General features: G+C 52.7%; 18 protein-coding genes. 8 read left to right on the plus strand and 10 right to left on the minus strand.

Features of this window, described 5'->3' with window-relative positions:
• The first annotated feature begins 342 nt into the window (after positions 1 to 342).
• The 3 genes from BMY09_RS14290 (at position 343) to hrpB (ending at position 4,510) form a co-directional block, all read left to right on the plus strand.
• Entirely contained in the window at positions 343 to 747 is a 405-nt protein-coding gene (locus tag BMY09_RS14290) for a phnA protein (protein ID WP_091359615.1), read from the plus strand.
• A 107-nt stretch (positions 748 to 854) separates the two neighbouring features.
• The gene (locus BMY09_RS22215; RefSeq protein WP_091359618.1) at positions 855 to 1,865 is read left to right on the plus strand and encodes a hypothetical protein; all 1,011 of its coding nucleotides are present in this window, start codon (positions 855 to 857) and stop codon (positions 1,863 to 1,865) included.
• Positions 1,866 to 1,984: 119 nt separating this feature from the next.
• Positions 1,985 to 4,510, plus strand: a complete 2,526-nt coding sequence (gene hrpB / locus BMY09_RS14300; RefSeq protein ID WP_091359621.1) for an ATP-dependent helicase HrpB — start codon at positions 1,985 to 1,987, stop codon at positions 4,508 to 4,510.
• Positions 4,511 to 4,752: 242 nt separating this feature from the next.
• Here the strand turns inward: hrpB and BMY09_RS14305 are convergent, their stop codons facing one another.
• Both BMY09_RS14305 and BMY09_RS14310 read right to left on the minus strand, forming a co-directional pair.
• Positions 4,753 to 5,907 (minus strand): mechanosensitive ion channel family protein, encoded by a 1,155-nt coding sequence (locus BMY09_RS14305; RefSeq protein ID WP_091359624.1) that lies wholly within the window; start codon positions 5,905 to 5,907, stop codon positions 4,753 to 4,755.
• 239 nt (positions 5,908 to 6,146) lie between these two features.
• Entirely contained in the window at positions 6,147 to 6,437 is a 291-nt protein-coding gene (locus BMY09_RS14310) for a hypothetical protein (protein ID WP_091359626.1), read from the minus strand.
• A 128-nt stretch (positions 6,438 to 6,565) separates the two neighbouring features.
• Here BMY09_RS14310 and BMY09_RS14315 point away from each other — a divergent pair, with 128 nt between their 5' ends.
• Positions 6,566 to 7,255: a haloacid dehalogenase type II gene (locus BMY09_RS14315; protein ID WP_091359629.1), complete on the plus strand. Its 690-nt coding sequence runs from the start codon at positions 6,566 to 6,568 to the stop codon at positions 7,253 to 7,255.
• 327 nt (positions 7,256 to 7,582) lie between these two features.
• Here BMY09_RS14315 and BMY09_RS14320 read toward each other — a convergent pair whose 3' ends face one another.
• Positions 7,583 to 8,290: a pirin family protein gene (locus tag BMY09_RS14320; protein ID WP_175483550.1), complete on the minus strand. Its 708-nt coding sequence runs from the start codon at positions 8,288 to 8,290 to the stop codon at positions 7,583 to 7,585.
• Between the two features lie 97 nt (positions 8,291 to 8,387).
• Between BMY09_RS14320 and BMY09_RS14325 the strand changes: the two genes are divergently transcribed.
• Both BMY09_RS14325 and BMY09_RS14330 read left to right on the plus strand, forming a co-directional pair.
• Positions 8,388 to 9,137: a sulfite exporter TauE/SafE family protein gene (locus BMY09_RS14325; protein WP_245756595.1), complete on the plus strand. Its 750-nt coding sequence runs from the start codon at positions 8,388 to 8,390 to the stop codon at positions 9,135 to 9,137.
• 95 nt (positions 9,138 to 9,232) lie between these two features.
• A complete protein-coding gene (locus BMY09_RS14330) occupies positions 9,233 to 10,786 on the plus strand; it encodes a glutamate synthase-related protein (RefSeq protein ID WP_091359636.1) in 1,554 nt (517 codons plus the stop codon).
• A gap of 17 nt (positions 10,787 to 10,803) precedes the next feature.
• Here the strand turns inward: BMY09_RS14330 and BMY09_RS14335 are convergent, their stop codons facing one another.
• On the minus strand, positions 10,804 to 11,637 hold the full coding sequence (locus tag BMY09_RS14335) for a pirin family protein (RefSeq protein ID WP_091359639.1): 834 nt from the start codon (positions 11,635 to 11,637) through the stop codon (positions 10,804 to 10,806).
• 131 nt (positions 11,638 to 11,768) lie between these two features.
• Here BMY09_RS14335 and BMY09_RS14340 point away from each other — a divergent pair, with 131 nt between their 5' ends.
• Both BMY09_RS14340 and BMY09_RS14345 read left to right on the plus strand, forming a co-directional pair.
• On the plus strand, positions 11,769 to 12,695 hold the full coding sequence (locus BMY09_RS14340) for a LysR family transcriptional regulator (protein ID WP_091359641.1): 927 nt from the start codon (positions 11,769 to 11,771) through the stop codon (positions 12,693 to 12,695).
• Between the two features lie 61 nt (positions 12,696 to 12,756).
• On the plus strand, positions 12,757 to 13,734 hold the full coding sequence (locus BMY09_RS14345; RefSeq protein WP_091359643.1) for a glutathione S-transferase family protein: 978 nt from the start codon (positions 12,757 to 12,759) through the stop codon (positions 13,732 to 13,734).
• An 80-nt stretch (positions 13,735 to 13,814) separates the two neighbouring features.
• Here BMY09_RS14345 and BMY09_RS14350 read toward each other — a convergent pair whose 3' ends face one another.
• The 6 genes from BMY09_RS14350 to BMY09_RS14375 all read right to left on the minus strand — a co-directional run.
• Positions 13,815 to 15,107, minus strand: coding sequence for a dicarboxylate/amino acid:cation symporter (locus tag BMY09_RS14350; protein ID WP_091359646.1), 1,293 nt, complete (start codon positions 15,105 to 15,107; stop codon positions 13,815 to 13,817).
• Positions 15,108 to 15,178: 71 nt separating this feature from the next.
• Complete coding sequence (locus tag BMY09_RS14355; protein WP_091359648.1) at positions 15,179 to 16,612, minus strand: aspartate ammonia-lyase; 1,434 nt, start codon at positions 16,610 to 16,612, stop codon at positions 15,179 to 15,181.
• A 386-nt stretch (positions 16,613 to 16,998) separates the two neighbouring features.
• Positions 16,999 to 18,408, minus strand: coding sequence for a sigma-54-dependent transcriptional regulator (locus BMY09_RS14360; RefSeq protein ID WP_091359650.1), 1,410 nt, complete (start codon positions 18,406 to 18,408; stop codon positions 16,999 to 17,001).
• 2 nt (positions 18,409 to 18,410) lie between these two features.
• Complete coding sequence (locus BMY09_RS14365) at positions 18,411 to 20,114, minus strand: transporter substrate-binding domain-containing protein (protein ID WP_091359652.1); 1,704 nt, start codon at positions 20,112 to 20,114, stop codon at positions 18,411 to 18,413.
• Positions 20,115 to 20,428: 314 nt separating this feature from the next.
• The gene (locus BMY09_RS14370) at positions 20,429 to 21,187 is read right to left on the minus strand and encodes an amino acid ABC transporter ATP-binding protein (RefSeq protein WP_091359653.1); all 759 of its coding nucleotides are present in this window, start codon (positions 21,185 to 21,187) and stop codon (positions 20,429 to 20,431) included.
• Between the two features lie 18 nt (positions 21,188 to 21,205).
• Positions 21,206 to 22,249: amino acid ABC transporter permease (locus BMY09_RS14375; RefSeq protein ID WP_091359655.1), on the minus strand; the 1,044-nt coding region annotated here is incomplete at its 5' end.

Consider the following 22,249-nt stretch of genomic DNA (forward strand, 5'->3'; position numbering starts at 1 on the left):
AGAATCAGCTGTTAAGATAATAAGCAGATGACACAGCCCGTTTTCTGGCCCTCTGGCACCGGAGAACAATCTGGCGATGGAGGCTTAAGCCGGGGTGTTTCTGTGTCTTCATTTATCTACAGGTGCAAAACTGTAGAGTGAATCTGTCTGAGGAGGAATATCCTACCGTGCCTTGTTTACCTCCTGGTGTGCCAGACGTCTCCCGGAGGCAGGTGGGACCTGTTGTGAAAGCCCGCTATAACAGCCCAGGTCGAAGATATATAGTTGTCTTGCTTAACTTTTTTCTGCTTTGAGCCTATTGTTATAGGTATTATATTTGTCTGATTTTAAAGGAATACTCCTATGTCAAAAGGCCATGCGAGACATCAGGAAAGACACCATGGGCTGTCGCAGTTTGGCAAAGACCTGGTGCGCCGTTGCGGTTCTAAATGCGAGCTGTGTGAAAACCACGGGGTTAAGCTGGTGGTCTATGAAGTGCCGCCTATTGAGTCGGACCCCAATTACGATCACTGTATTATGATCTGTGAAACCTGTCAGGGGCAGCTGGACCGGCCAAAAACGATCGATCCCGCTTACTGGCGCTTTCTGGCCTCCTCTATGTGGAGCAGCGTGGCGCCGGTTAAGGTGATCTCTGTGGCGTTGCTCAGGCATCTGGCGAAGCAGCAGGACTGGGCTGAAGCGTTGCTGGAACAGGTCTATATGGAAGAGGAAGAGCGGGCCTGGTCAGAGGATATTGATCTCTTCTGAAACAGCGGGCTTCATCTTCAGCCCCCGACAATATGATTTTTTTTCATTTGAGATCAGTGCCTGGCGGGCGATAACCCGGTTTACGAATAATAAAACCGGGGCCTGCGATGCTTAACTCCTTCAGCTCAACTCCGTTCATGTTTAATCCCGGGCTTTCTCAGCCCAGCGCTTCGGGCGTCGGTACAGCAGCCCCCCGCGGGCAGAATAGCCCTGTGTCTGGCACCGAGGAGGGCAGTAGTCCGGCTGCCGTGGCCTCCCGCCAGTCATACTCACTGAAAGAGCGTTTTAACCGGGATGACAGCTTTACCATCAATCTGACCACTCAGGATGGTGATCAGGTTGAAATCACCTTCAATAGCGAAACCCGTTATCAATCTGATTACAGCCTGCGCAGTGGGCCGGGACGGGAGAGTCAGCGCTACAGTATCGAAAAAAATCAGAGCAGTGATTTTGGTTTTACAGTGGAAGGTGAGCTGGATGTTGAAGAGATCGATGCCATCGCCTCGCTGGTTCAGGATCTTTCCTCGCTGGCCAGCAGCTTCTTTAATGGGGATCTGCAAACGGCGCTGCAACAGGCGGGTGACCTGACCCTGGACCCGGAACAGCTGGCGCAGATGGATATCTCGATGCAGCAGTCGATTGAGTATCGGGCCATTGAGAAATATCGTCAGGTTCAGGCGATGGGAGGCGAAGCCCCCGCCGCTTCGCAGCATGCCTTAGCGCCGTTTATTGAGCAGCTCCAGAATCAGGTCAGCAGCAGTGAGCAGCGGGTTACAAATGCCACCGAGTTCAGCATGAGTCTGTTTGTCGACCTGGTGCAGCACGATGTCCGTTTTACCAGCAGCAGCGAAACCCAGCAGAAGTCAATGCAGGAGGGGTTAGGCAAGCTTGGTGATATGGTTCATAACAGGCATCATCATCGGCATGAGCATGAGCATGAGCATGAGCATGAGCATGAGCATGAGCATGAGCATGAGCATGAGCATGAAAACCGTGCAGATCGCTCACGTCATCATCAGGCGGCTGATCCAGCGGTCAATGCCGATGCCGTTTCATCGGGAGATCCCGCGGTAAATGATCCTGTGGTGGACAGCAATCCGGTCGCTGAAACCGCATAGATCTTGTGCCACTGAGAAAACGCCATATTGATTATGGCGTTTTTTTTGCCTGTAATATCACGTCTGGCTGTTAGAATAGCTTTCTTTTTTCTGTTGCCCGCACCGGATTACATTTGCCCATGAGTTCTCTTCCCATATCAGCTGTTCTGGATCAGCTTAGTGAAGCCCTGAGTCAGCATGATGAGGTGGTGCTGGAAGCGCCTCCTGGTGCCGGTAAAACGACCCTGGTGCCACTTGAACTGCTGCAGCATCCCGATCTTGCCGGTCAGAAAATCCTGATGCTTGAACCCCGTCGGCTGGCGGCCAGGATGGCTGCCGGGCGAATGGCACAGCAGTTGGGTGAAACCATTGGTGACACAGTAGGTTATCGGGTGAGGATGGATTCTAAAATCGGCCCTCAGACCCGCATTGAGGTGGTGACTGAGGGTATTCTGACCCGAATGCTTCAGGATGATCCGAGCCTGGAAGGGTATGGCCTGGTGATCTTCGATGAGTTTCATGAACGCAGTCTCGATGCGGATTTTGGTCTGGCGCTGACACTGCAGGGGCGGGAACTGTTTCGTGAAGATCAGCCGCTGAAACTGTTACTGATGTCCGCGACCCTCGATCAGCGGGTGATTGATCAGCTGTTACCCGAAGCTCCACTGATCAGTAGTGAAGGACGAACCTATCCGGTGGATATCCGCTATCTGGGTGCCGTAGGTCGCGATCAGCGTCTGGAGAACGTTGTGGCCCGGGCGATCGAACAGGCGCTGGAGGAGGAATCCGGAAGTCTGCTGGTGTTTCTGCCGGGGCAGAGAGAGATTCGCAGTGTTATGAGCAACCTGCAGGGGCATCTGCCAGACAGTGTGATTCTGGCGCCACTGTATGGCGATCTGACTATTCAGGCGCAGCAGCAGGCGATAGCACCGTCTCCGCCGGGACAGCGTAAGGTTGTGCTGGCCACCAATATTGCCGAGACCAGTCTGACAATTGAGGGAATCCGGGTGGTTATCGATGCCGGACTGAGTCGTGAAGCCCGGCTTGATCCCGCCAGTGGCATGACCCGGTTACATACCTGTAAAGTGTCCCGTGCCGCCAGCATTCAGCGGGCCGGCCGGGCAGGGCGGATGGAGCCAGGGTGCTGTTACCGGCTCTGGTCCGAGAACCAGCAGGGCCAGCTGGCACCCCATGCGACAGCGGAAATCATGTCCACCGATCTGACCCCGTTAGCCCTGCAGATGGCTCGTTGGGGGGTAGAGGACCCTGCCGAACTGCGCTGGCTGAATCAACCACCGGAAGCGGCGTTGAGTCAGGGACGGGATCTGTTGGTGCGGCTGGAGGCGTTAAAACCGACTGAGGGCGGTCTGCAACTGACCGATACGGGCGCTCTGATGGCGTTGCTGCCGCTGCATCCAAGACTTGCGCATCTGTTACTGGTGGGTTGGCAAAGCCAGTGCGCCAGGCTGGCTTGTGATATAGCAGCCCTGCTCAGTGAACGGGATCCGTTGAGCGGTGATGCTGATTTCGAGCGTCGTCTGCACTGGCTGAGAGGGGATATCGCCTGCGCTGCCAGCCAGAAGGGCGTTCTGCAGCGCATTCGTCAACTGAGTCAGCAGTTCTATCGCTTGTGTAGCCGTCATCTGAGTACACTCAGTCAGCGTTCGGTCGATCTCACAGAATCAGAACTCTGCGCCATGCTGATCGCTCAGGCCTACCCGGACCGGATCGCTGCTAAACGCAGTGATGCTGGCGGCGATTATCAGTTAAGTGGTGGTCGGGCCGTCAGGTTAGCTGACTCTGACCCGCTGGCAAAACAGCGTTGGCTGGCGGTGGCCAGTTGTTGGGGGATGCAGGGGCAGAGTGCGGACCGGGTGTTTCTTGCCATCGCATTACCGGAAAAGTTGTTCTCCCATGGGCTGTCAGGCCTGGTCGGGCAGCATAAAGTGGTCGAATGGCAGCGCCAGCAGGCACGGATGTGTTGTGAATTGCAGCGCCGCATCGGTGTGCTGGTATTAAGCCGGGAGGCACTTGAAGAGGTGCCGGTAAAAGAGAAGAACCAGGCACTGGTACAGATGATTCGTAAGCAGGGATTGCAGGTGCTTCCCTGGACTCAGGAGATCAGCAGCTGGCGTCAGCGGGTGATGTTTCTGCATCGCTCGCAACCTGAAGGAGGGGGCTGGCCGGATCTGTCTGATCAGGCCTTGCTGGACACGATGGAAAACTGGTTAGCGCCCTGGCTTGATCCGGTGAATCATATCAATCATTTTGCCCGTCTTGATTTGGCGGGCATACTGCAGGCGTTGCTGGCATGGCCGCTGCCTAATGAGTTAGACAGGCTTGCGCCGGTGCGCCTGAAACTGCCTTCGGGGCACAGTGCTGCCCTTGATTACAGCGAATATCCACCGGTTTTAGCGGTCAAACTACAGGAGATGTTTGGCTCAACCCAGACTCCGGTAGTCGGGTATGGTGTGGCGGTTAAAATACACCTGTTGTCACCGGCGCGCAGGCCGCTGGCGGTGACTCAGGATCTGGCCAGCTTCTGGGCCAATAGTTATCGCGATGTACAGAAGGATATGAAAGGGCGCTATCCAAAACATCAGTGGCCGGATAACCCGCAGGAGGCGCTGCCTTCTGATGGGATCAAACGGAAGAAACGCCATTAGTGGCGCCAAAAACTTTATGGCGAGGGGCTTGACGTTAAAAAGGCATAGAAAATTGTTTTACCACAGAGGACACAGAGCAAACGGAGAAGAGCTATTCATCGGTTTTCTCTGTGTTCTCCGTGCCCTTAGCATGCCCTCTGGGTACTGTGGTGAGTCTCTTTTAGATTGTGGGGAGGTATCGCTCCACTAATATCAAACATGGTGCATCCGGGCCAGGTCAAGCTCAAAGAATCCCCAATGCTTCAGCCTTTGGGGAACTCCTTAACGTAGACATCTGTTTTATGATAGGGGATCTCAATGCCGGCTGCTGCAAACTGCTTATATATCTCCATCAACATCTCATGCCGGATTCTGCCCCGGTCTTCGGGGTTGTGAATCCAGCCCAGCAGTTCAAAGTCCAGACCGGAAGCACCGAAAGCCCGCATCCGAACCCGTGGCTCTGGCAGTTCACAAAATCCCTCATAGCGGTTGCCAATGGTTTGTAATATCTCACAGACCTGATCGACATCAGAGCCATAGGCGACGCTAACGGCTATCGCTATTCTTATATTGGAGTTGATGCCACCGCTTTCATTAACGATCTTCGCATTGGCGATAACTGCATTGGGCAGGGTGATCTCAATATCATCGCGACTCATCAATCGTGTGCTGCGCAGACCGATATGCGTTACCCGGCCCCGTTCCCCGCTATCTAGATTGACATAGTCGCCCACTTTGTAGGGCGCATCTACCAGAATGAAAAAACCCGAAAACAGGTTTGCCAGGGTGTCCTTGGCGGCGAAACCCACGGCGATGCCGACGATACCCGCTGAAGCCAGCCAGCCGAGGGGATTGATTCCCCAGATGATCAGTAAACAGTAGCTGCCCACTAGAATCACAATCAGCCGCACCGATAGGTTAAGAATCGGAATCGTCTGCGGCTCGATAACCGGGATACGGTTTTGACTGCTGCCCAGAGATTCCAGGATCGTTGTGCTCAGGTGAAACGCTGCGCGCATCCAGCTGGCGACGATAACGGACACCGACAGGTTCACCAGAATATTGGTTATGACTCCCAGGTTTGCGATCTGGGCTGCGAGGGTAAAACCGAAAAATAGTATTGTGGTAAACAGCGGCTTGCGCAGATGCCGGATAACTCTCTCTTCGGCAAAGCCTGGCGATGATACATAAACGTTTTGCAAACTGCGGATGAGTATTGCCCGGAACAAAAAGGCCACCATGAACGAGACCACTACGATCAGCATTGCGCCAATCAGTGGATAGTGTTCCAACACGGCCCAATAAGGTTGAAGTGCATCGGGCAGGAGATCTTTCAGATTGGGTATTCTGTCGATAATCAGTTCCGGGGGAGGGGCCTGAGTGGCTGGATCTGAATTCTGGACCTCTGATGTTGCCATTTACACCTCTCTGAAGACAAGCTGCAATTGAACTTACCGGTCACAACGAGCATTGCGATCACATCCGCGACAGGAGTCTGTGCTCATCAGAGAGTTGTCCGGTTGCGGCGTATCCCGCTGATCTGCTGTATACCAATAGAGATAAGTATAGCCCGATATGGGGAATCTCCGCGCAGTGGCGATTGTCGGTTATACGGATGACGTAAAATGCAGCGATAAGTAGCCAGAGAGCAGAGTAATCAATGGGGATCCTGAATCTGGTTTCGCTTCAGATTCAATGCGCTGGGGACGCGGCTTTTACACAGGGGCAGTAACAGAAAATAATCGCAATTAAGCCCGTGTGGGTATAAAAAATTTTCAAGTTCGAAGCGGAAATTCTGTACTAAGCTGAAGTTACTCTGCAAAGACAGAGAAGCAATAGCCTCAATAAGTTGGGGCTGAAAAGAGATAGAAGAAAATACTTCGCATGCCACATGTAGCCCCGCTAGCGCGGGGCTCTCTTTTTTGTTCTTTTTATCAGATGCTTTCATTGGCTGTTCCTGCCCCGGCTTTCATCATAAAATTGATATCAGCGATTCAACGCATTGTGCTTGCGTTGATGATTTCTGGTTTATCATCGCGATAGCCACCGATCTGAACCATCCACTGGAGAACAGATATGCACAGACAGACCTTTGCTTTTGATGTTTATGGCACTCTGGTCGATCCACTCGAGATGGGCAGGCATCTGCAGATGATGGTGGGTGATAAAGCCGGAGATCTGGCCAGGATATGGCGGGAAAAGCAGGTAGAGTATGCTTTTCGACGTGGCCTGATGGGACGATACGAGCCGTTTAATATCTGTACCCTTCAGGCGCTTGAGTATGCCCTCAGCATAACCGGTCTTTCTCTGACGACAGAGCAGCAACAGTTCCTGATGGCCCAATATCAGCAACTGGCGACCTATAGCGATGTTATTCCTGCTATCGAGTCGTTGCGGGCGCAGGGCCACTACTGCGTGGCTTTTTCTAACGGTCCTGCTGACAAGGTCAGAACATTGTTGAACAATGCTAATGTGCTGGAGTTGCTGGATGATGTTGTCAGCGTCGATGAGATTAAACGCTATAAACCCGATCCGGCGGTCTACCTGCATCTGTTGAATCGCACCGCCAGCCGGGCGGGTGATACCTGGCTGATATCGAGCAATGCCTGGGATGTGATGGGAGCTAAACATGCGGGGCTGAATGCCGCATGGGTTCAGCGAGATACGGCTGCGGTGTTTGATTTTTGGGATATTTCACCGGATAAAGTCGTGAATTCACTCCAGAATCTTGCAGAAGAGTTCAGTATAAGCAACGGTTTGGAGTGATAAATGCTCGCTTTTGGTGCGGTGCGGAAAAAAAGGACCCGGCGGGCGCCGGGTCGAAGTAAGCCAAATTAGTGGCTCAAAAAGCAAAGTGCTATTTCAATATAGCGAATTATTTGTGCATTGCAACAATGTTTTGGTAAAAATTTTATTACACACCGGGGTAATCGGGCTGAAAGCCCCATTCTGTTTGGAATTCTTTTGTTATATACCGATTTGTTTTAAAAACGCTGACGCTTGAATCAGGCTGTTTACCGAACCCTTTTCAGGTCAGGAGCAGAGGTTTTTTAAGTCAGGAGTTGGGGTTTTCCCGGTCAGGAGCCGGGCTTTTCAGGGCAGGGTGAAATAAAAGCCCTCGGCACGACTGATTCCCCGCAGGGAGATCAGTGGTTCATCTTCAAACAGCATCGCATCACCCGCCAGTAATAAACTGCCATTGACCTCCAGTTCGCCCCTGAAGAGAAACAGAAAGCCGTGCGCTGCGGCTGGCAGACCGTAGCTGGTGTGCTGCAAACGGAACTGATACATCTCAGCATTTTGACCCAGTTGCAGGGAATCATCCCGGCCATCAGGGGATGCGATCAGTTGTACCCCCTCGCGACTCAGGAGTTTACGCGACTGATAGCGTGGTGAATTGCCGGTGGTCTCGGGTACGATCCAGAACTGCAGCATTTTCAGGTTGTTTTCCAGCGAGGCATTCTGTTCGGTGAACTCAGTGCCTGTTCCGGTACTGAGCAGTTGCAGGCTACGGCCCTCTAACAGCTTTCGGTTGCCCAGCGAGTCGGTATGCAGGTTTTTACCATCGAGAATAACGGAGATGATCTCCATATCCTGGTGGGTGCTCGGATCGATTGCCGCACCCGGATGCAACAGATCTTCATTGGCCACCCGCAGTTCGGAAATTCCCATCCATTCTGGATCGAAATAGCTGCCGAATGAGAATACATGCCGGGATTCAAGCCAGCCGAAATGGGCATAACCCCGGTCTGAAGCACGTTTTATTCTGATCATCTGGGTTCGCAAGTGAAAACTGTTCATCACTGTTTTACCCTGTCCGCAGCAGAGTGTAAATACGAAGATAAGTTTTACCATCCTCTGCATCAGGGTAAGATGCTGCTTTTATCGGGGGAATTCAGTGGATCTTATCCTGTCATTTAGCTGGGCGTTCTGGCTGTTAGCCGCCATCGGTGTGTTATTAACCGGTATTTCTAAGTCAGGCTTTGCCGGAGGTGTTGGCGTGATTAGCGTACCGCTGATGTCGCTCTATATCGGTCCGGTGCAGGCCGCCGCCATTATGCTGCCACTATTGATTCTGATGGACTATTTCAGTGTTCGGGCCTGGTGGCACAGTAAACGTAACGATCTGTTAAAGATTATGGTGCCGGGTGCGGTGCTGGGGATCTTTATCGGCTATCTGCTGTTTGGTTATCTGAATGACGATGTGTTACGCCTGTTGCTGGGTATTCTGTCGATTGGTTTTGCCCTCTGGGGGCTACTGAACGGTTCAAAGCTGGGCCGGACCGCTTCGCCGGTGGTCGGATCTATCTCCAGCATGGTAGCGGGGTTCACCAGCTTTATCGCCCATGCCGGGGGGCCGCCGATGAATTTCTATCTGATTCCTATGAAACTGCCCCGGGCCGAATTTCTGGGCACCGCAGTGGTGTTTCTGGCGATCGTCAATCTGGTCAAACTGGTGGCCTATGGCGTACTGGGACAGATCAATACCGATAACCTGCTGGTGGGGCTGGTGCTGGCCCCTGTCGCCTGGATCGGTATCAGATTGGGGTTGGTGATCCATCATAAGCTGGATGATCAGCTGTTCTACCGCATTATTCTGATTATGCTGCTGATAGTCGGTATTAAGCTGATCTATGATGGTATCTGAAGGCGCCTGATCTGAGCGTTTTTTTACCCAGGGCTGGCTCTTTTTTTAAAATGGCTGCTAGGCTTTACTCATTGAACCGTTCATGGGAGTGAGTTATGTCAGCAAAGCCGGTCGTCGCGGATAACAAGCCCGCTAAGGTCGAGCTCATTGAGGGGCAGGAATATCATTTCTGTGTCTGTGGGCGTTCTTCTAAACAACCTTTCTGCGATGGTTCCCATGGGGAGACGGGCCTGACACCCAAAGCGTTCCGGGCTGAAAGTACCGGGGAAGCGTGGCTGTGCGTCTGCAAACATACCAGCAACGCGCCCTACTGTGATGGCAGCCATAAACAGTTTGATTCCGCCGCTGTGGGCCATGAGGGGCCGGGGTCGGCTGTGTCTGATGCTTCCGATAACACGCCTCCGCAGGCGGTGAATACGCCTGAGGAGTCCACTGTCGAGTTTATCCATCAACTGGCCCGTGACGGGATCAAAGGGGTCGGCTCCCATGGTCCGATGACCGCAATGGGTGTGCCCCGCAATCAGCTGCCGGCCTGGGATGATATTCAGATTATGGTCGCTCAGATGGCCCGTAAGCCGTTGCAGGAAGATGCGGTGGTGGAAACTTCGCTGGTGATCGGCCCGGAAGCGAAAAAACCGTTGCAGCTGGATATCCCTCTGTTTGTCTCCGATATGAGCTTTGGCGCTTTGTCGGAAGAAGCGAAAACCGCTCTGGCAAAAGGGGCTGAGCTAGCCGGTACGGGGATCTGTTCCGGTGAGGGCGGTATGCTGCCGGAGGAACAGCAGGCCAACTCCCGTTACTTCTATGAGCTTGCCAGCGCTAAATTTGGTTATCGGGAAGAGTTGTTAACCCGAGTGCAGGCGTTTCATTTTAAAGGGGGGCAGGGGGCTAAAACCGGTACCGGAGGTCATCTGCCCGCCAGTAAAAATGTCGGCAAGATCTCTCAGGTACGGGGGATTCCGGAGGGACAGGAAGCACTATCGCCGCCGACGTTTACCGATCTTCACAGTGTGGCCGATTTTAGTCTCTTTGCCGACCGGGTTCGGGAGATCAGTGGGGGGATTCCGGTAGGCTTTAAGCTCAGTGCCAACCATATTGAGCGGGATATCGAGTTTGCTCTGAAAGCCGGAGCCGATTATATCATTCTTGATGGTCGGGGCGGCGGTACGGGAGCCGCGCCACAGCTGTTCAGAGACCATATCAGTGTACCCACGATTCCGGCGCTGGCCAGGGCCAGGCGCTGTCTGAACACCAACGGTGCCAGTGGGCGGGTGACGTTGATTATTACCGGCGGGTTACGGGTGCCCAGTGACTTTGTTAAAGCACTGGCACTGGGCGCCGATGGTATCGCGCTGGCCAACAGTGCGATGCAGTCGATCGGCTGCGTGGCGGCGCGGATCTGTAATACCAATAACTGTCCGGCGGGTATCGCAACCCAGAAGGCTGACCTGCGCCAGCGCTTGAATGTGGATAAGTCTGCCGCTCAACTGGCCAACTTTCTGACCGGCTCGGTGCATCTGATGCAGGTGATGGCCCGGGCCTGCGGGCATCATCATCTGCAACAGTTTGATATGGGCGATCTGGCTACCTGGAATCGTGATCTGGCGTATCTTTCGGGGATAACCTATTCAGGTGTTGTCCCCCTCTGAATGGAGGGGGATCGGTTTTACTGTGAATCGGTCAGGGTGCCCTGCTGATAATCACGGATCGCCTGATTAATTTCAGCCTGAGTATTCATCACAAAGGGGCCGTAGTGAGCCACCGGCTCTTTCAGGGGCTCGCCACTGAGTAGCAGAGTACCGGCACCGTTGGCGGATGTGATCTGCAACGCCTCAGGTTCGGTTATTTTCGCCATCTGCCGGGTGGTTATTGCTTTACCATTCAGACTCAGCTCCCCTTCATAGACATAGAGCAGCAGCGTCCGGCCCGCGCTGTTTGCAATACTGATATCAGCATCCGCTTTCAGGCAGAGATCTGCAACCGTGGCATTGCCAGGGAGTTGCTGCAGCGGGCCGTTGAATGATTGGCCATCCAGGGAGATCCCGCCGCCGATCACTTTCACTTCGGCATTTTCCAGCGGCTGCCAGGGTAGCTGTTCACGGCCAACATCTTTCCAGTCCGGGTCTTTCATCTTCAGGCTGGCGGGCAGGTTGAGCCACAGCTGAAAACCGTGCATCAGGCCATCTTTCTGCAGCGGCATCTCGGAATGAATAATGCCCCGTCCGGCCGACATCCATTGCGCTTCACCGCTTTGTACTCCGCCTTTGTTACCCAGATGATCCTGATGTTCAAACCCACCATGACGGATATAGGTGAGGGTTTCGATACCCCGGTGCGGATGCGCTGGAAAGCCTGAGCCGTAATCATTCGGGTTATCCGAATAGATCTCATCCAGCATCAGGAAAGGGTCGAGACCATTATCACGAAAGCCGTGAACCCGCTGTATTTTGACACCGGCACCATCGGCGGATGGATGGCTCTGAATGATTTGAATCGTCATAACGTACTCCTTCGGCTGAATCGATCTAAGCCGTACCTGATTTGATATGCTTCCATGATAGTCCTATATTTGGGAATGAAAATCGGTATAAATAGAGTTATATATTCTATTTTTTAGAAAGGAATGATGGGGTGAAGGTAACACTAGAGCAGTGGCGGATGCTAAAAGCGGTTGTGGAGCACGGTGGTTTTGCCCATGCCGCAGGGGTTGTGCATAAGAGTCAGTCGAGTATCCATCATGCGATTCAGAAGATGGAACTGATGCTGGATGTTAAATTGCTTGAAGTTAAAGGCCGCAAAGCACACCTGACTGACGCTGGGCGGCTATTGTTACAGAGAGCTGAGCATCTGCTGGAATCTGCTGCTAACATCGATTCACTGGCTGCGAGCCTGAATGCGGGTGTTGAGCCTGAGATCGCCATCGCTGTTGATCAGGTGTTTCCGCCGGAATATATCGGTAATGTACTGGAGCAGTTCTCTTCGGAATATCCCAACACCCGGATTCAGTTGTATGAAACGGTTCTGTCGGGTGCATCGGAAGCATTGAATCAGGGGCAGGTTGATCTGGCGATTGCAGGGTCGGGTGTGTCTCACTTTCTGGCAGAGCCCCTGTTTGCGGTGGATTTTCTTGCCGTAGCGGCTCCCAGTCATCAGGTCTTTAAGCAGTATCAACAGGGGCAGACCCTGGTGGTTGATGATCTGATTAATTACCGGCAGCTGGTGACCCGGGATTCCGCTCTGTCAAAAAATGTTGATTCTGGCTGGCTGCAGGCAGATGAGCGCTGGACCGTGAGTAATATCGCCACAGCGACAGAGATGATCAGTCGGGGTATGGGGTTTGCCTGGATTCCGGTGACCCGTATGCGTCGTTTGCTGGAACAGGGGTTATTGTTGCCGATTCCTCTGCAGAACGGAGGTTGTCGTAGCGAGATGCTGCAGCTGTACTATGCCCGCCAGGATCAGAGTGGGCCAGGACTGAAGCGTCTGGCGGAGCTACTGCATCAGTGTTGTGATGCAGATAATTCTAATTATTCGAATATTAAATCCGTATTTAAGTGATTTTTAATCTATAAAATAGAATCTATTATGGTTTCATAGTGTAACCAAGCAGGAGGCCGTGATGGGATTACTAATCGAAGGCAAATGGCATGATCAATGGTATGAAACTAAAAACTCCAAAGGTGAGTTTGTCCGTGAACAGGCGGGGTTTCGTCACTGGATAACCAGCGATGGCCGTCCCGGTCCTACCGGTGAGGGAAGATTCAGGGCTGAGCCTGGCCGCTATCATCTGTATGTCTCGCTGGCCTGTCCCTGGGCACATCGCACCCTGATCTTTCGTAAGCTCAAAGGACTGGAAGACCTGATTACGGTGTCGGTTGTCAGCCCGCATATGCTGGAACAGGGCTGGAGCTTCGATAGGGAAACCGGCTCAACTGGCGATCATCTGTACGGTTCTGAGTTTATGCATCAGATCTATACCCGGGCGCAAGCGGATTATACCGGCCGGGTGACAGTGCCAGTGCTGTGGGACAAACAGCAGCAGACCATCGTCAGCAATGAATCGTCAGAGATTATCCGCATGTTTAACTCAGCGTTTAACGACCTGACCGGCAATGAATGCGATCTCTGGCCTGAACTGCTGCGTGATGAGATTGAAGAGCTGAACAGCTGGATCTACGAGACGGTGAACAATGGTGTGTATCGTTCAGGTTTTGCCACCACGCAGGACGCCTACGAACACAATGTTAAAGACCTGTTTGCCAGTCTTGATCGGATTGAGGTAATTCTGTCCCACAATCGCTACCTTGCGGGGGCGAAGCTAACTGAAGCGGACTGGCGTCTGTTTACCACCCTGATCCGGTTTGATGCGGTGTATCACGGTCACTTTAAATGTAACCTGAAACAGCTGCGCGAATACCCGAATATCAGTGGCTATGTCCGCGAGCTGTATCAGATTGAAGGGGTGGCTGAGACGGTTAATATGGAACATATCAAACAACACTATTACTACAGCCACGATATGATCAACCCCACCCGGATCGTGCCTGTAGGGCCAGAGCATAACTTTGATGCCCCCCACGGTCGGGAGGCGATCTGACGGTTATCGGGTAGCTCAACGGCAGCATAAAAAACCGCCCAATCAGGCGGTTTTTTGTCAGGTTCAGTTGAGCCGGAACGTTAGATGGTCACAGGTGCAGCTTCAGGCTTAGTGTGTGATGATGTCTGATTGTAAATTGACCCGTCTAACTCATTCTCGCTCTTGGCAACCAGAATTGAGACCATCAGATCGCCGCACACATTCACGCTGGTTCTTGCCATATCCAGAATACGATCGATACCCGCAACAATGGCAAGGCCTTCGATTGGCAGACCAACAGTAGTGAGCACCAGCGATAGCATGATCAGGCCAGCACCCGGAACACCGGCGGTGCCAACGGAGGCCAGCGTAGAGGTCATAATGATCAGCAGGTAATCAGAGAACGCCAGGTCGATGCCAAAGGCCTGTGCGATAAATAGCGCGCAGACGCCCTGATACAGAGCGGTGCCGTCCATATTGATGGTTGCGCCCAGCGGCAGAACAAAGCTGGAGATACTCTTGGATACACCCATCTCTTCCTGAGAGGCTTTGATGGTGGCGGGAAGCGTGCCGGAGCTGCTGGTGGTCGTAAATGCGACCACAGCAGGGTTCAGCAGTCCTTTAAGGTAGCGCACAGGGTTCAATCGTCCCAGAGTGCTGATTAACCCAGTGTAGAAAACCAGTACATGGATCAGACAGCCAATATAGACTGCAACAATTACCTTAATCAGTGGTAACAGAATATCCATGCCGTACTTTCCGGCTACCCAGGCCATCAGACCAAACACACCATAGGGGGCCAGCTTCATCACCAGCCCGGTCAGTTTGTACATCCCTTCCGCAAGGCTTTCAAACAAGCGGATTGCTGGTTCTGCTTTCTCGCCACACAGTGTCAGCGAAATGCCCAGGCCTAACGCGAAGACGATGATCTGCAGAATATTACCAGCTGCCAGCGCGCTGACCGGATTTTTGGGAATCATATTCAGGAGCGTTTGTACCAGTGTCGGTGCTTCTTTGCCGACAGCTGACGAATCGGTAATTACCATATTCAGTCCCTCTCCTGGTGTCAGGACAGTGCCCAGCCCCAGTCCAATGCTGATCGCAATGGCAGTGGTTCCCAGATACAGTATGATCGCTTTAATACCGATCCGTCCCATTTTACGGGTATCCTGCATAGAGGTGACACCGACCACCAGAGAGCAGAAAACCAGCGGGACAATCAGCATCTTGATAGCGTTGATAAACAGCGTGCCGATCGGTTTCAGCAGTTCAGCATCTGGTCCCATGATCGCACCGGCGGCGACACCGAGAACCATTCCGATCAATATTTTTTTCCACAGAGCCAGATCGCTCCAGAAACCGGAGCGGCTTTCATTTTTCACAGTTGGTTGCATAACTCTCATCCTTTCTATAGTTGTTTTTTTACCCGTATCGGGTTTCAGGGTTGGGGTAAGCTTGTAGTGGGTTAACGTCGTCGTGCCTGAGGGGCTATCATATTGTCAGGCTTGAGCAGGTCACTTAAGTCCGCTTCACTCATTAAGTTCTCCTCTCTGATCAGTTCCAGCACGCCACGGCCACTCTCGAGGGCGGCTTTGGCAATGCGGGTCGAGTTTTCATAACCGATGTAAGGCACAACGGCGGTGATGATGCCAATGCTCTGATCAACCAGTTCCTGGCAGCGATCCCGGTTAGCTGTGATGCCGCGTATGCAGCGGTTTTTCAGCATATTCATCGCCTGGGTCAGCATGCGTATCGATTCCAGCACGTTATAGGCGATCAGCGGTTCCATGGCATTTAGCTGGAGCTGGCCCGCTTCAGCGCCCATGGTCAGGGCGAGATCGTTGCCGATCACCTGATAGGCAACCTGGTTCATCGCTTCTGGGATGACCGGGTTAATCTTGCCCGGCATGATGGAGCTACCCGGTTGTTGTGCCGGCAGGTTTATTTCGGCAAGACCGCAGCGGGGACCCATGCTCAGCAGGCGTAGATCGTTGGATATTTTTGATAGTTTCACCGCCAGACGCTTGAGCATGCCGGAGAACAACACAAAGGCGCCCATATCGGAACTGGCTTCCACCAGATCAGATGCTCGCTTGAATTCAAAACCGCTCAGTTCAGAAAGATTGTTGACCGCCAGTTTGGCGTATTCCGGATCGGTATTGATACCGGTCCCGATGGCGGTACCGCCCAGGTTGATCTCTTTGAGCAGTTCAGACAGGCCGGCAATGCGGTCAATATCTTCCGTCAGGGTGCTGGCAAAGGATTTGAACTCCTGCCCCAGGGTCATCGGTACCGCATCCTGCAGCTGGGTGCGCCCCATTTTGATGACATCGGCAAACTCGTCGCCTTTAGCGGAGAAAGCGTCGCGCAGTGAGGCCAGCGCTTTGACCAGATCACCGTGTTTTAAGAGTATCGAGAGGCGCACGGCCGTAGGGTAAGCGTCGTTAGTCGACTGAGACATGTTGACGTCATTGTTGGGATGCAGGTGGCTGTATTCACCTTTGGCATATCCCATCTGCTCGAGGCCGATATTGGCGATGACCTCGTTGGCATTCATATTGGTTGAGGTGCCCGCACCGCCCTGAATCATATCGACGACAAACTGGTCGTGATAATGACCGGACAGAATTTTCTTAACGGCCGCTTCAATGGCTGCGGTTTTGCTATCGTTCAAAAAGCCCAGCGTATTATTGGCTCTGGCGCACGCCAGCTTTACCAATGCCAATGCCTCGACCAGTTGAGGGAAGTGGTGCAGGGGAATACCACTGAGATCGAAGTTTCGCTGTGCCCGTTGCGTCTGAATGCCAAAATAGGCATCTGCTGGAACGAACGCCTCACCCAACAGATCTTTCTCTTTGCGCCCACTCTCTTGTTGCGTTAACGCTATGGCTTCACCCATGGTGCTTCCTCATCGGTTTATTATTGTTTGCGCCATCTTGATGGCTCAGGTGCGTCGCCTTCCTGTATTGAACGAGGGAGCGATGAGCACTGGATGCAATCTATAAAGCAGGGAGGATGCCAAGAGTTAAGAAATCTTATAACTCATTGATTTAAAATTAGAAAATGGTTTTTTATTTAATGTTTTTGCGGCTGCAAGGGGTATAACCTGTGGAATAGGCTGACGCTTGTTTGGTCTTATAATTGTTGTTAATCAACAGGTTAGAACTGCGAAGTTTGGTTATAGTGTTGCCAATGGTTATAGGGGTTTATAACCAGCGAAACCTTTCACTGTGCATCGCTGGGTAACCGTGCAACAGAAGAGGGGGATGATTTCAGCAGACAGGACTAAGGCTCTTTTTTCTTCAATCGCTTGCTCAGTGCTGGTTGTGAAATACCCAGCAGGCGCGATGCCAGGGATTGATTGCCCTGAGCACGCTCCATCGCTGCTGCAACCAGGAGTTCGCCCGCTTCCTGCAGAGTTGGCAGAGGCTGATCGGGGTTAAAGATTATCGGAGTGGCGCTTTTATCGGACTCTGTACAGGGGATCTCCTGGTTGAGGATTCGTCGGAAGACCTCCATCGAGAGCATTTTTGAGTGGTGCAGACTCATCGCATCATAGGCCAGTGCCCTTAATTCACGCACATTGCCCGGGAAGCTATAGTTGGCCAGCAATACGGGTAGCTCTTTTGGTATTGTGGGTTTGGTTTTATTCAGTTCTTCAGCGGCTTCGGCCAGAAAATATTCCAATAGCAGGGGGATATCCCCTTTGCGCTGTCGCAGTGCAGGGATCTCTACCTGATGGATTCTGAGCCGGTAGTACAGGTCTTTGCGGAATTCGCCCAACTGCTGTTTTTCTTCCAGATTCTGATGCGTGGCGACGACTACCCTGGCGCGAATTCGTTTCGGGCGATCACTTCCCAGGGGGTAATATTCACCCTCCTGAAGCAGGCGCAGAAGTTTAACCTGTGAGGCCAGGCTCAGGTCGCCGATCTCATCGAGAAACAGGGTGCCACCGGAGGCTTGCTCAACCATCCCTGCGCGCGCTTTATCCGCTCCGGTAAACGCACCACGCTGATGGCCAAACAGGGTATCAGCAAAGACGTTATCATCCAGCCCGGCAACATTGACGCTCACCAGTGGGCCGCTACAGTTGCTCAGCGTGTGGATCGCGTGGGCGATCTGCTCTTTACCGACCCCGCTTTCACCCATAATCAGTACCGGCTGGCTACTGGTTGAGATCGATTCCAGATACTGGAACACTGAGCGCATCCCCTTATCCTGAGTGATGATGTCAGAGAATACCTCCGGCCGTTCAAGGGTGTCGGTGAGGAAGCGCTGACGCATTGCCTGACTCTCTTTACGCATCTCCTGTAACTGGATGGCGCGCCGTACCCCCTCAATCAAGCGTTCCTCTTCGGTGGTCTTGACGAAATAATCGAAGGCACCGAGGCGGATGCATTTTACTGCCGTTTCCAGTTGGTTCAGACCACTGATAATAATCACGCCGACCTCTGGATGCTCCTCAACGATCTGTTGCAGCAGCGTTTCTCCTGAGAGATGGGGCATGGTCAGGTCCAGCAGTACCAGCCCGATCGGTTCCCGGGCGATCATTGTCATTACATTGCGGCTGTCTTCACAGCGGTAGATATGGTTTATCCCGCCACGTCGCTCAAGGGCGATACTGAGGCTGCGTAAAAATGGCGCTTCATCATCTACCAGTAATACACCAAAGTTGGGGTAGCGACGGTTATTCATCGTTAAACAACTCCTTGAATAGCGGGCAGAGAGAGGGTGACGCAGGTGCCTTTGCCGGGCATCGATTCATAGGCCATAGTGCCGCCATGCTCCTGTACGATACTGGATGAAACCGATAGCCCCAGGCCCGTGCCACCCTGTTCCCGTTTAGTGGTGAAGAAAGGATCACTCAGACGACTTAAGTTATCAGCTGTGATACCGCACCCCTGATCAATGATCTGCAGCGTAAGTTTTTTTTCCTTCGGGTTATAAGCGGTGGTGACGGAGATACTTTGTTCAGCTGATCCGAGTGCCTGACAGGCATTTACGATCAGGTTGATTATAACCTGTTCAATCCGTTGCGCATTGCCTCTGAAGAGGGGGAGATCAGCGCCATAGGTCACATTGAAATGATCGCAGGAACTGCGAATAGTGTTGTCGACCAGCCGAATAGAGGTGGCAAGGACTTCGTTAAGATTAACGGTTTCATCCAGACTGGCTGGGCTCTGGCGGGCGAAATCACGCAGGTCATCGACGATTCGGCGAATACGATGGGTGCCCGCCAGCATATCGTCCAGCATCGGAATAATCTCATCACGCATACGGCGGTAGGTCAGGCCTCCCATATCAAAGTCTCCATGGGTCTGATAATGGGACTCGAGAATCTCCTCCAGATCGAGATAGGCCTCTTTCAGTACCGGAAGGTTTAACAGCAGCAGACTGCTGGGATTATTGATCTCATGGGCGACACCGGAGACCAGTATTCCCAGCGAAGTCATCTTGTCTGCCTGAAGCAGTTGCTGTTGCTGTAGCTTAAGTTCTTCGGTGCGACGGCTGACCTGGCGGGTCAGCATGCGGTTCCAGATCACAATGCCCCCCAGTATAAGTAGCAGCAGAGCGGAGATGATAGCCGTAGCCTGACCGATCTTTTTCCAGGGTAAGCCAGCGTTTTCGACTGGCCCGAGCCAGCGGTCATAGATCGCCTGCTGTCGTCCGGTATTTTTAAGAATGGCGAGCCCCTCACTAAACTGCGACAGTAACTCCTGATGATTTTTGAGCACCGCGTAACCGTAGTGCTGGGCACCAAACGGTTTTCCCACCGGGATTATATTGGATAGCTCCAGTTCTTTTCCCAGATAGAGCCCAGGTAAATTAGCCACCAGTGCGTAATCATGCTGCCCTGATGCGAGTAACCGCAGGGCTGCTGCATGAGTGTCGACCAGAATCAAGCGTGCCCCCACATCATTCTGCAGCAGGTAATCGTGCATGATCCCGCCACGCTGGACGATCACCTCCTTGCCTTTCAGTTCGGATAGCTGAGTGATTTTTGCGTCCCCTTTACGGGCGAAAATGGACTGATGAATGATGGCGTGGGGAGGGGAAAAATCGTATTTTTTGGCGCGCTCTTCGGAAAAGCTCATCCCCTGTAATGCATCCAGCTCGCCATGCTCTAACTTCTTACGCATCTCAGCCCAGCCACCCAGCTGGATCTCGATGTTCATCCCCATCACTTCGGCAATTGCCCGGGTTAGCTCGGTGTTGTAGCCATCCGGTTCCCCCTCTTCATTAATAAACTCGTAGGGCGGGTAGTTGTGGTCGCCACCCACACGTATGACGCTATTCTGCTCAGCGAAACTGATCCTGGCGATCAGGCTGCCCAGCAATACACAGATAGCGATGGCAGCAAGTCGCTGTGGATGAAGTGTTGCGAATATCCGTTGAGTCATGTTCGGCTGCAGTTCTGTTGAGTGGTGAATAAGGTGTATAGCGACAGACTATTTCAACATATCATAACCTTTAAGCGTGTTCTCGGGATATCGGGGGAAGTAGCTCTGTAAGAAGTGGCTCTGTAAACAGAAAGCGTTTAATCCAGTCGCTGCTCTTTTATTAAACCGAACTATCCTCGATCACACCACTATTATGAAATATAGGCATTTAACGTACAGAGAGGATGCAGAGAAAAAAACCGCCCAGACAGGCGGTTTTTTTCATGCTTTTTCTAGCCACTAGCAAGCGGCGCAGCCGCATCTGGCGATTGTCTTTAATGCTGAAGAATCTGACTCAGGAACAGCTGGGTCCGTTCATGCTGCGGGTTGTTAAAGAACTCATGAGGCTCATTCTCTTCAACTATCTGCCCTCCATCCATAAAGATAACCCGGTCCGCCACGGTCTTGGCAAAGCCCATCTCGTGGGTGACGCAAAGCATGGTCATCCCTTCGTTGGCCAGTTCGATCATGACATCGAGCACCTCTTTGATCATTTCGGGGTCGAGGGCTGAGGTGGGCTCATCGAACAGCATCACATCCGGGTTCATACACAGGGAGCGGGCAATCGCCACCCGCTGTTGCTGACCACCGGACAGCTGGCCGGGGTATTTGAGTGCCTGATCGGGAATCTTCACCCGCTCCAGCAGCTCCATCGCCCGCGCTTCCGCCTCTTTGCGGGGCATCTTTTTCACCCAGATCGGGGCCAGTACACAGTTTTCCAGCACCGTCAGGTGTGGGAACAGATTAAAGTGCTGGAACACCATGCCCACTTCTTTGCGGATCGCTTCGATATTTTTGATATCTTCGTTCAGGGGAATATCGTTGACGATGATATCGCCCTTCTGGTGCTCTTCCAGCCGGTTAATACAGCGGATCATGGTAGATTTGCCCGACCCCGAAGGCCCGCAAATGACGATTTTCTCGCCCTGTTTAACCTCCAGGTTTATGTTTTTCAGGACATGAAACTCGCCGTACCATTTGTTCAGGTCGCGCAGTTCCACCATCAGTTTTTCAGTCGCTTGTGAATGACTCATCTCAAAATCTCTCTGTTATCAGGCGCGGTTGCCGTGGCCGGTTTGTAGTTTCTTCTCCAGATGCTGCGAATAGCGCGACATGCTGAAACAGAACATCCAGAACAACAGGGCAATAAACAAATAACTCTCGGTGGAATAACCGATCCAGTCAGGGTCCTGGTTGGCTGCCTGACCGATCGCCAGGACATCGAACAGACCGATAATCAGCACCAGACTGGTATCTTTAAACAGCGCGATAAAGGTGTTTACAATGCCCGGAATCATCAGCTTCAGCGCCTGAGGCATGATGATCAGAATCATCTTCTGCCAGTAGCCCAGTCCCAGGGCATCTGCCGCTTCATACTGTCCTTTAGGGATCGCCTGCAGGCCGCCCCGGATCACTTCCGCCATATAAGCAGACTGGAACAGGGTGATACCGATCAGTGCCCGCAGCAGCTTGTCAAAGCTCATCCCTTCCGGGAAAAACAGTGGCAACATAACGGACGCCATGAACAGCACGGTAATCAGCGGTACCCCCCGCCAGAGTTCGATAAAGGTGATACAGACCGATTTCACAATCGGCATATCAGACTGCCGTCCCAGTGCCAGCACAATCCCCAGCGGCAGTGACGCCACAATACCGACCACCGCCAGCACCAGGGTCAGGGTTAAACCGCCCCAGAGGTGCGTTTCAACCTGAGGCAGGCCGAATGAATTACCATACAGCAGGAGGTAGGCAACGATGGGATAGATCACCAGCAACCAGATAGCGACCAGCCCCTTTTTCGGTGTCTGTGGCACAACCAGCCAGATAATCGAGCCGATCATCAGCAGAAAGGCCAGCTGCGGCCGCCAGTGTTCCGCTTCCGGATAGAAGCCGTAAAGAAACTGATCCAGCCGGTTGGCGATAAATACCCAGCAGGCACCGCCGCTGGTGCAGGCGTCCCGGCTGGTGCCTACCCAGTCTGAATCGATGAAGATCCATTGAATGGTGGGCACCAGAAAGCTGATCAGAAAATAGCCCACTATCAGGGTGGCTATTGAGTTAAAAGGCCCGTTAAACAGATTTTTTCGCAGCCAGCC

Source organism: Amphritea atlantica, assembly GCF_900111095.1.
Lineage (GTDB): Bacteria > Pseudomonadota > Gammaproteobacteria > Pseudomonadales > Balneatricaceae > Amphritea > Amphritea atlantica.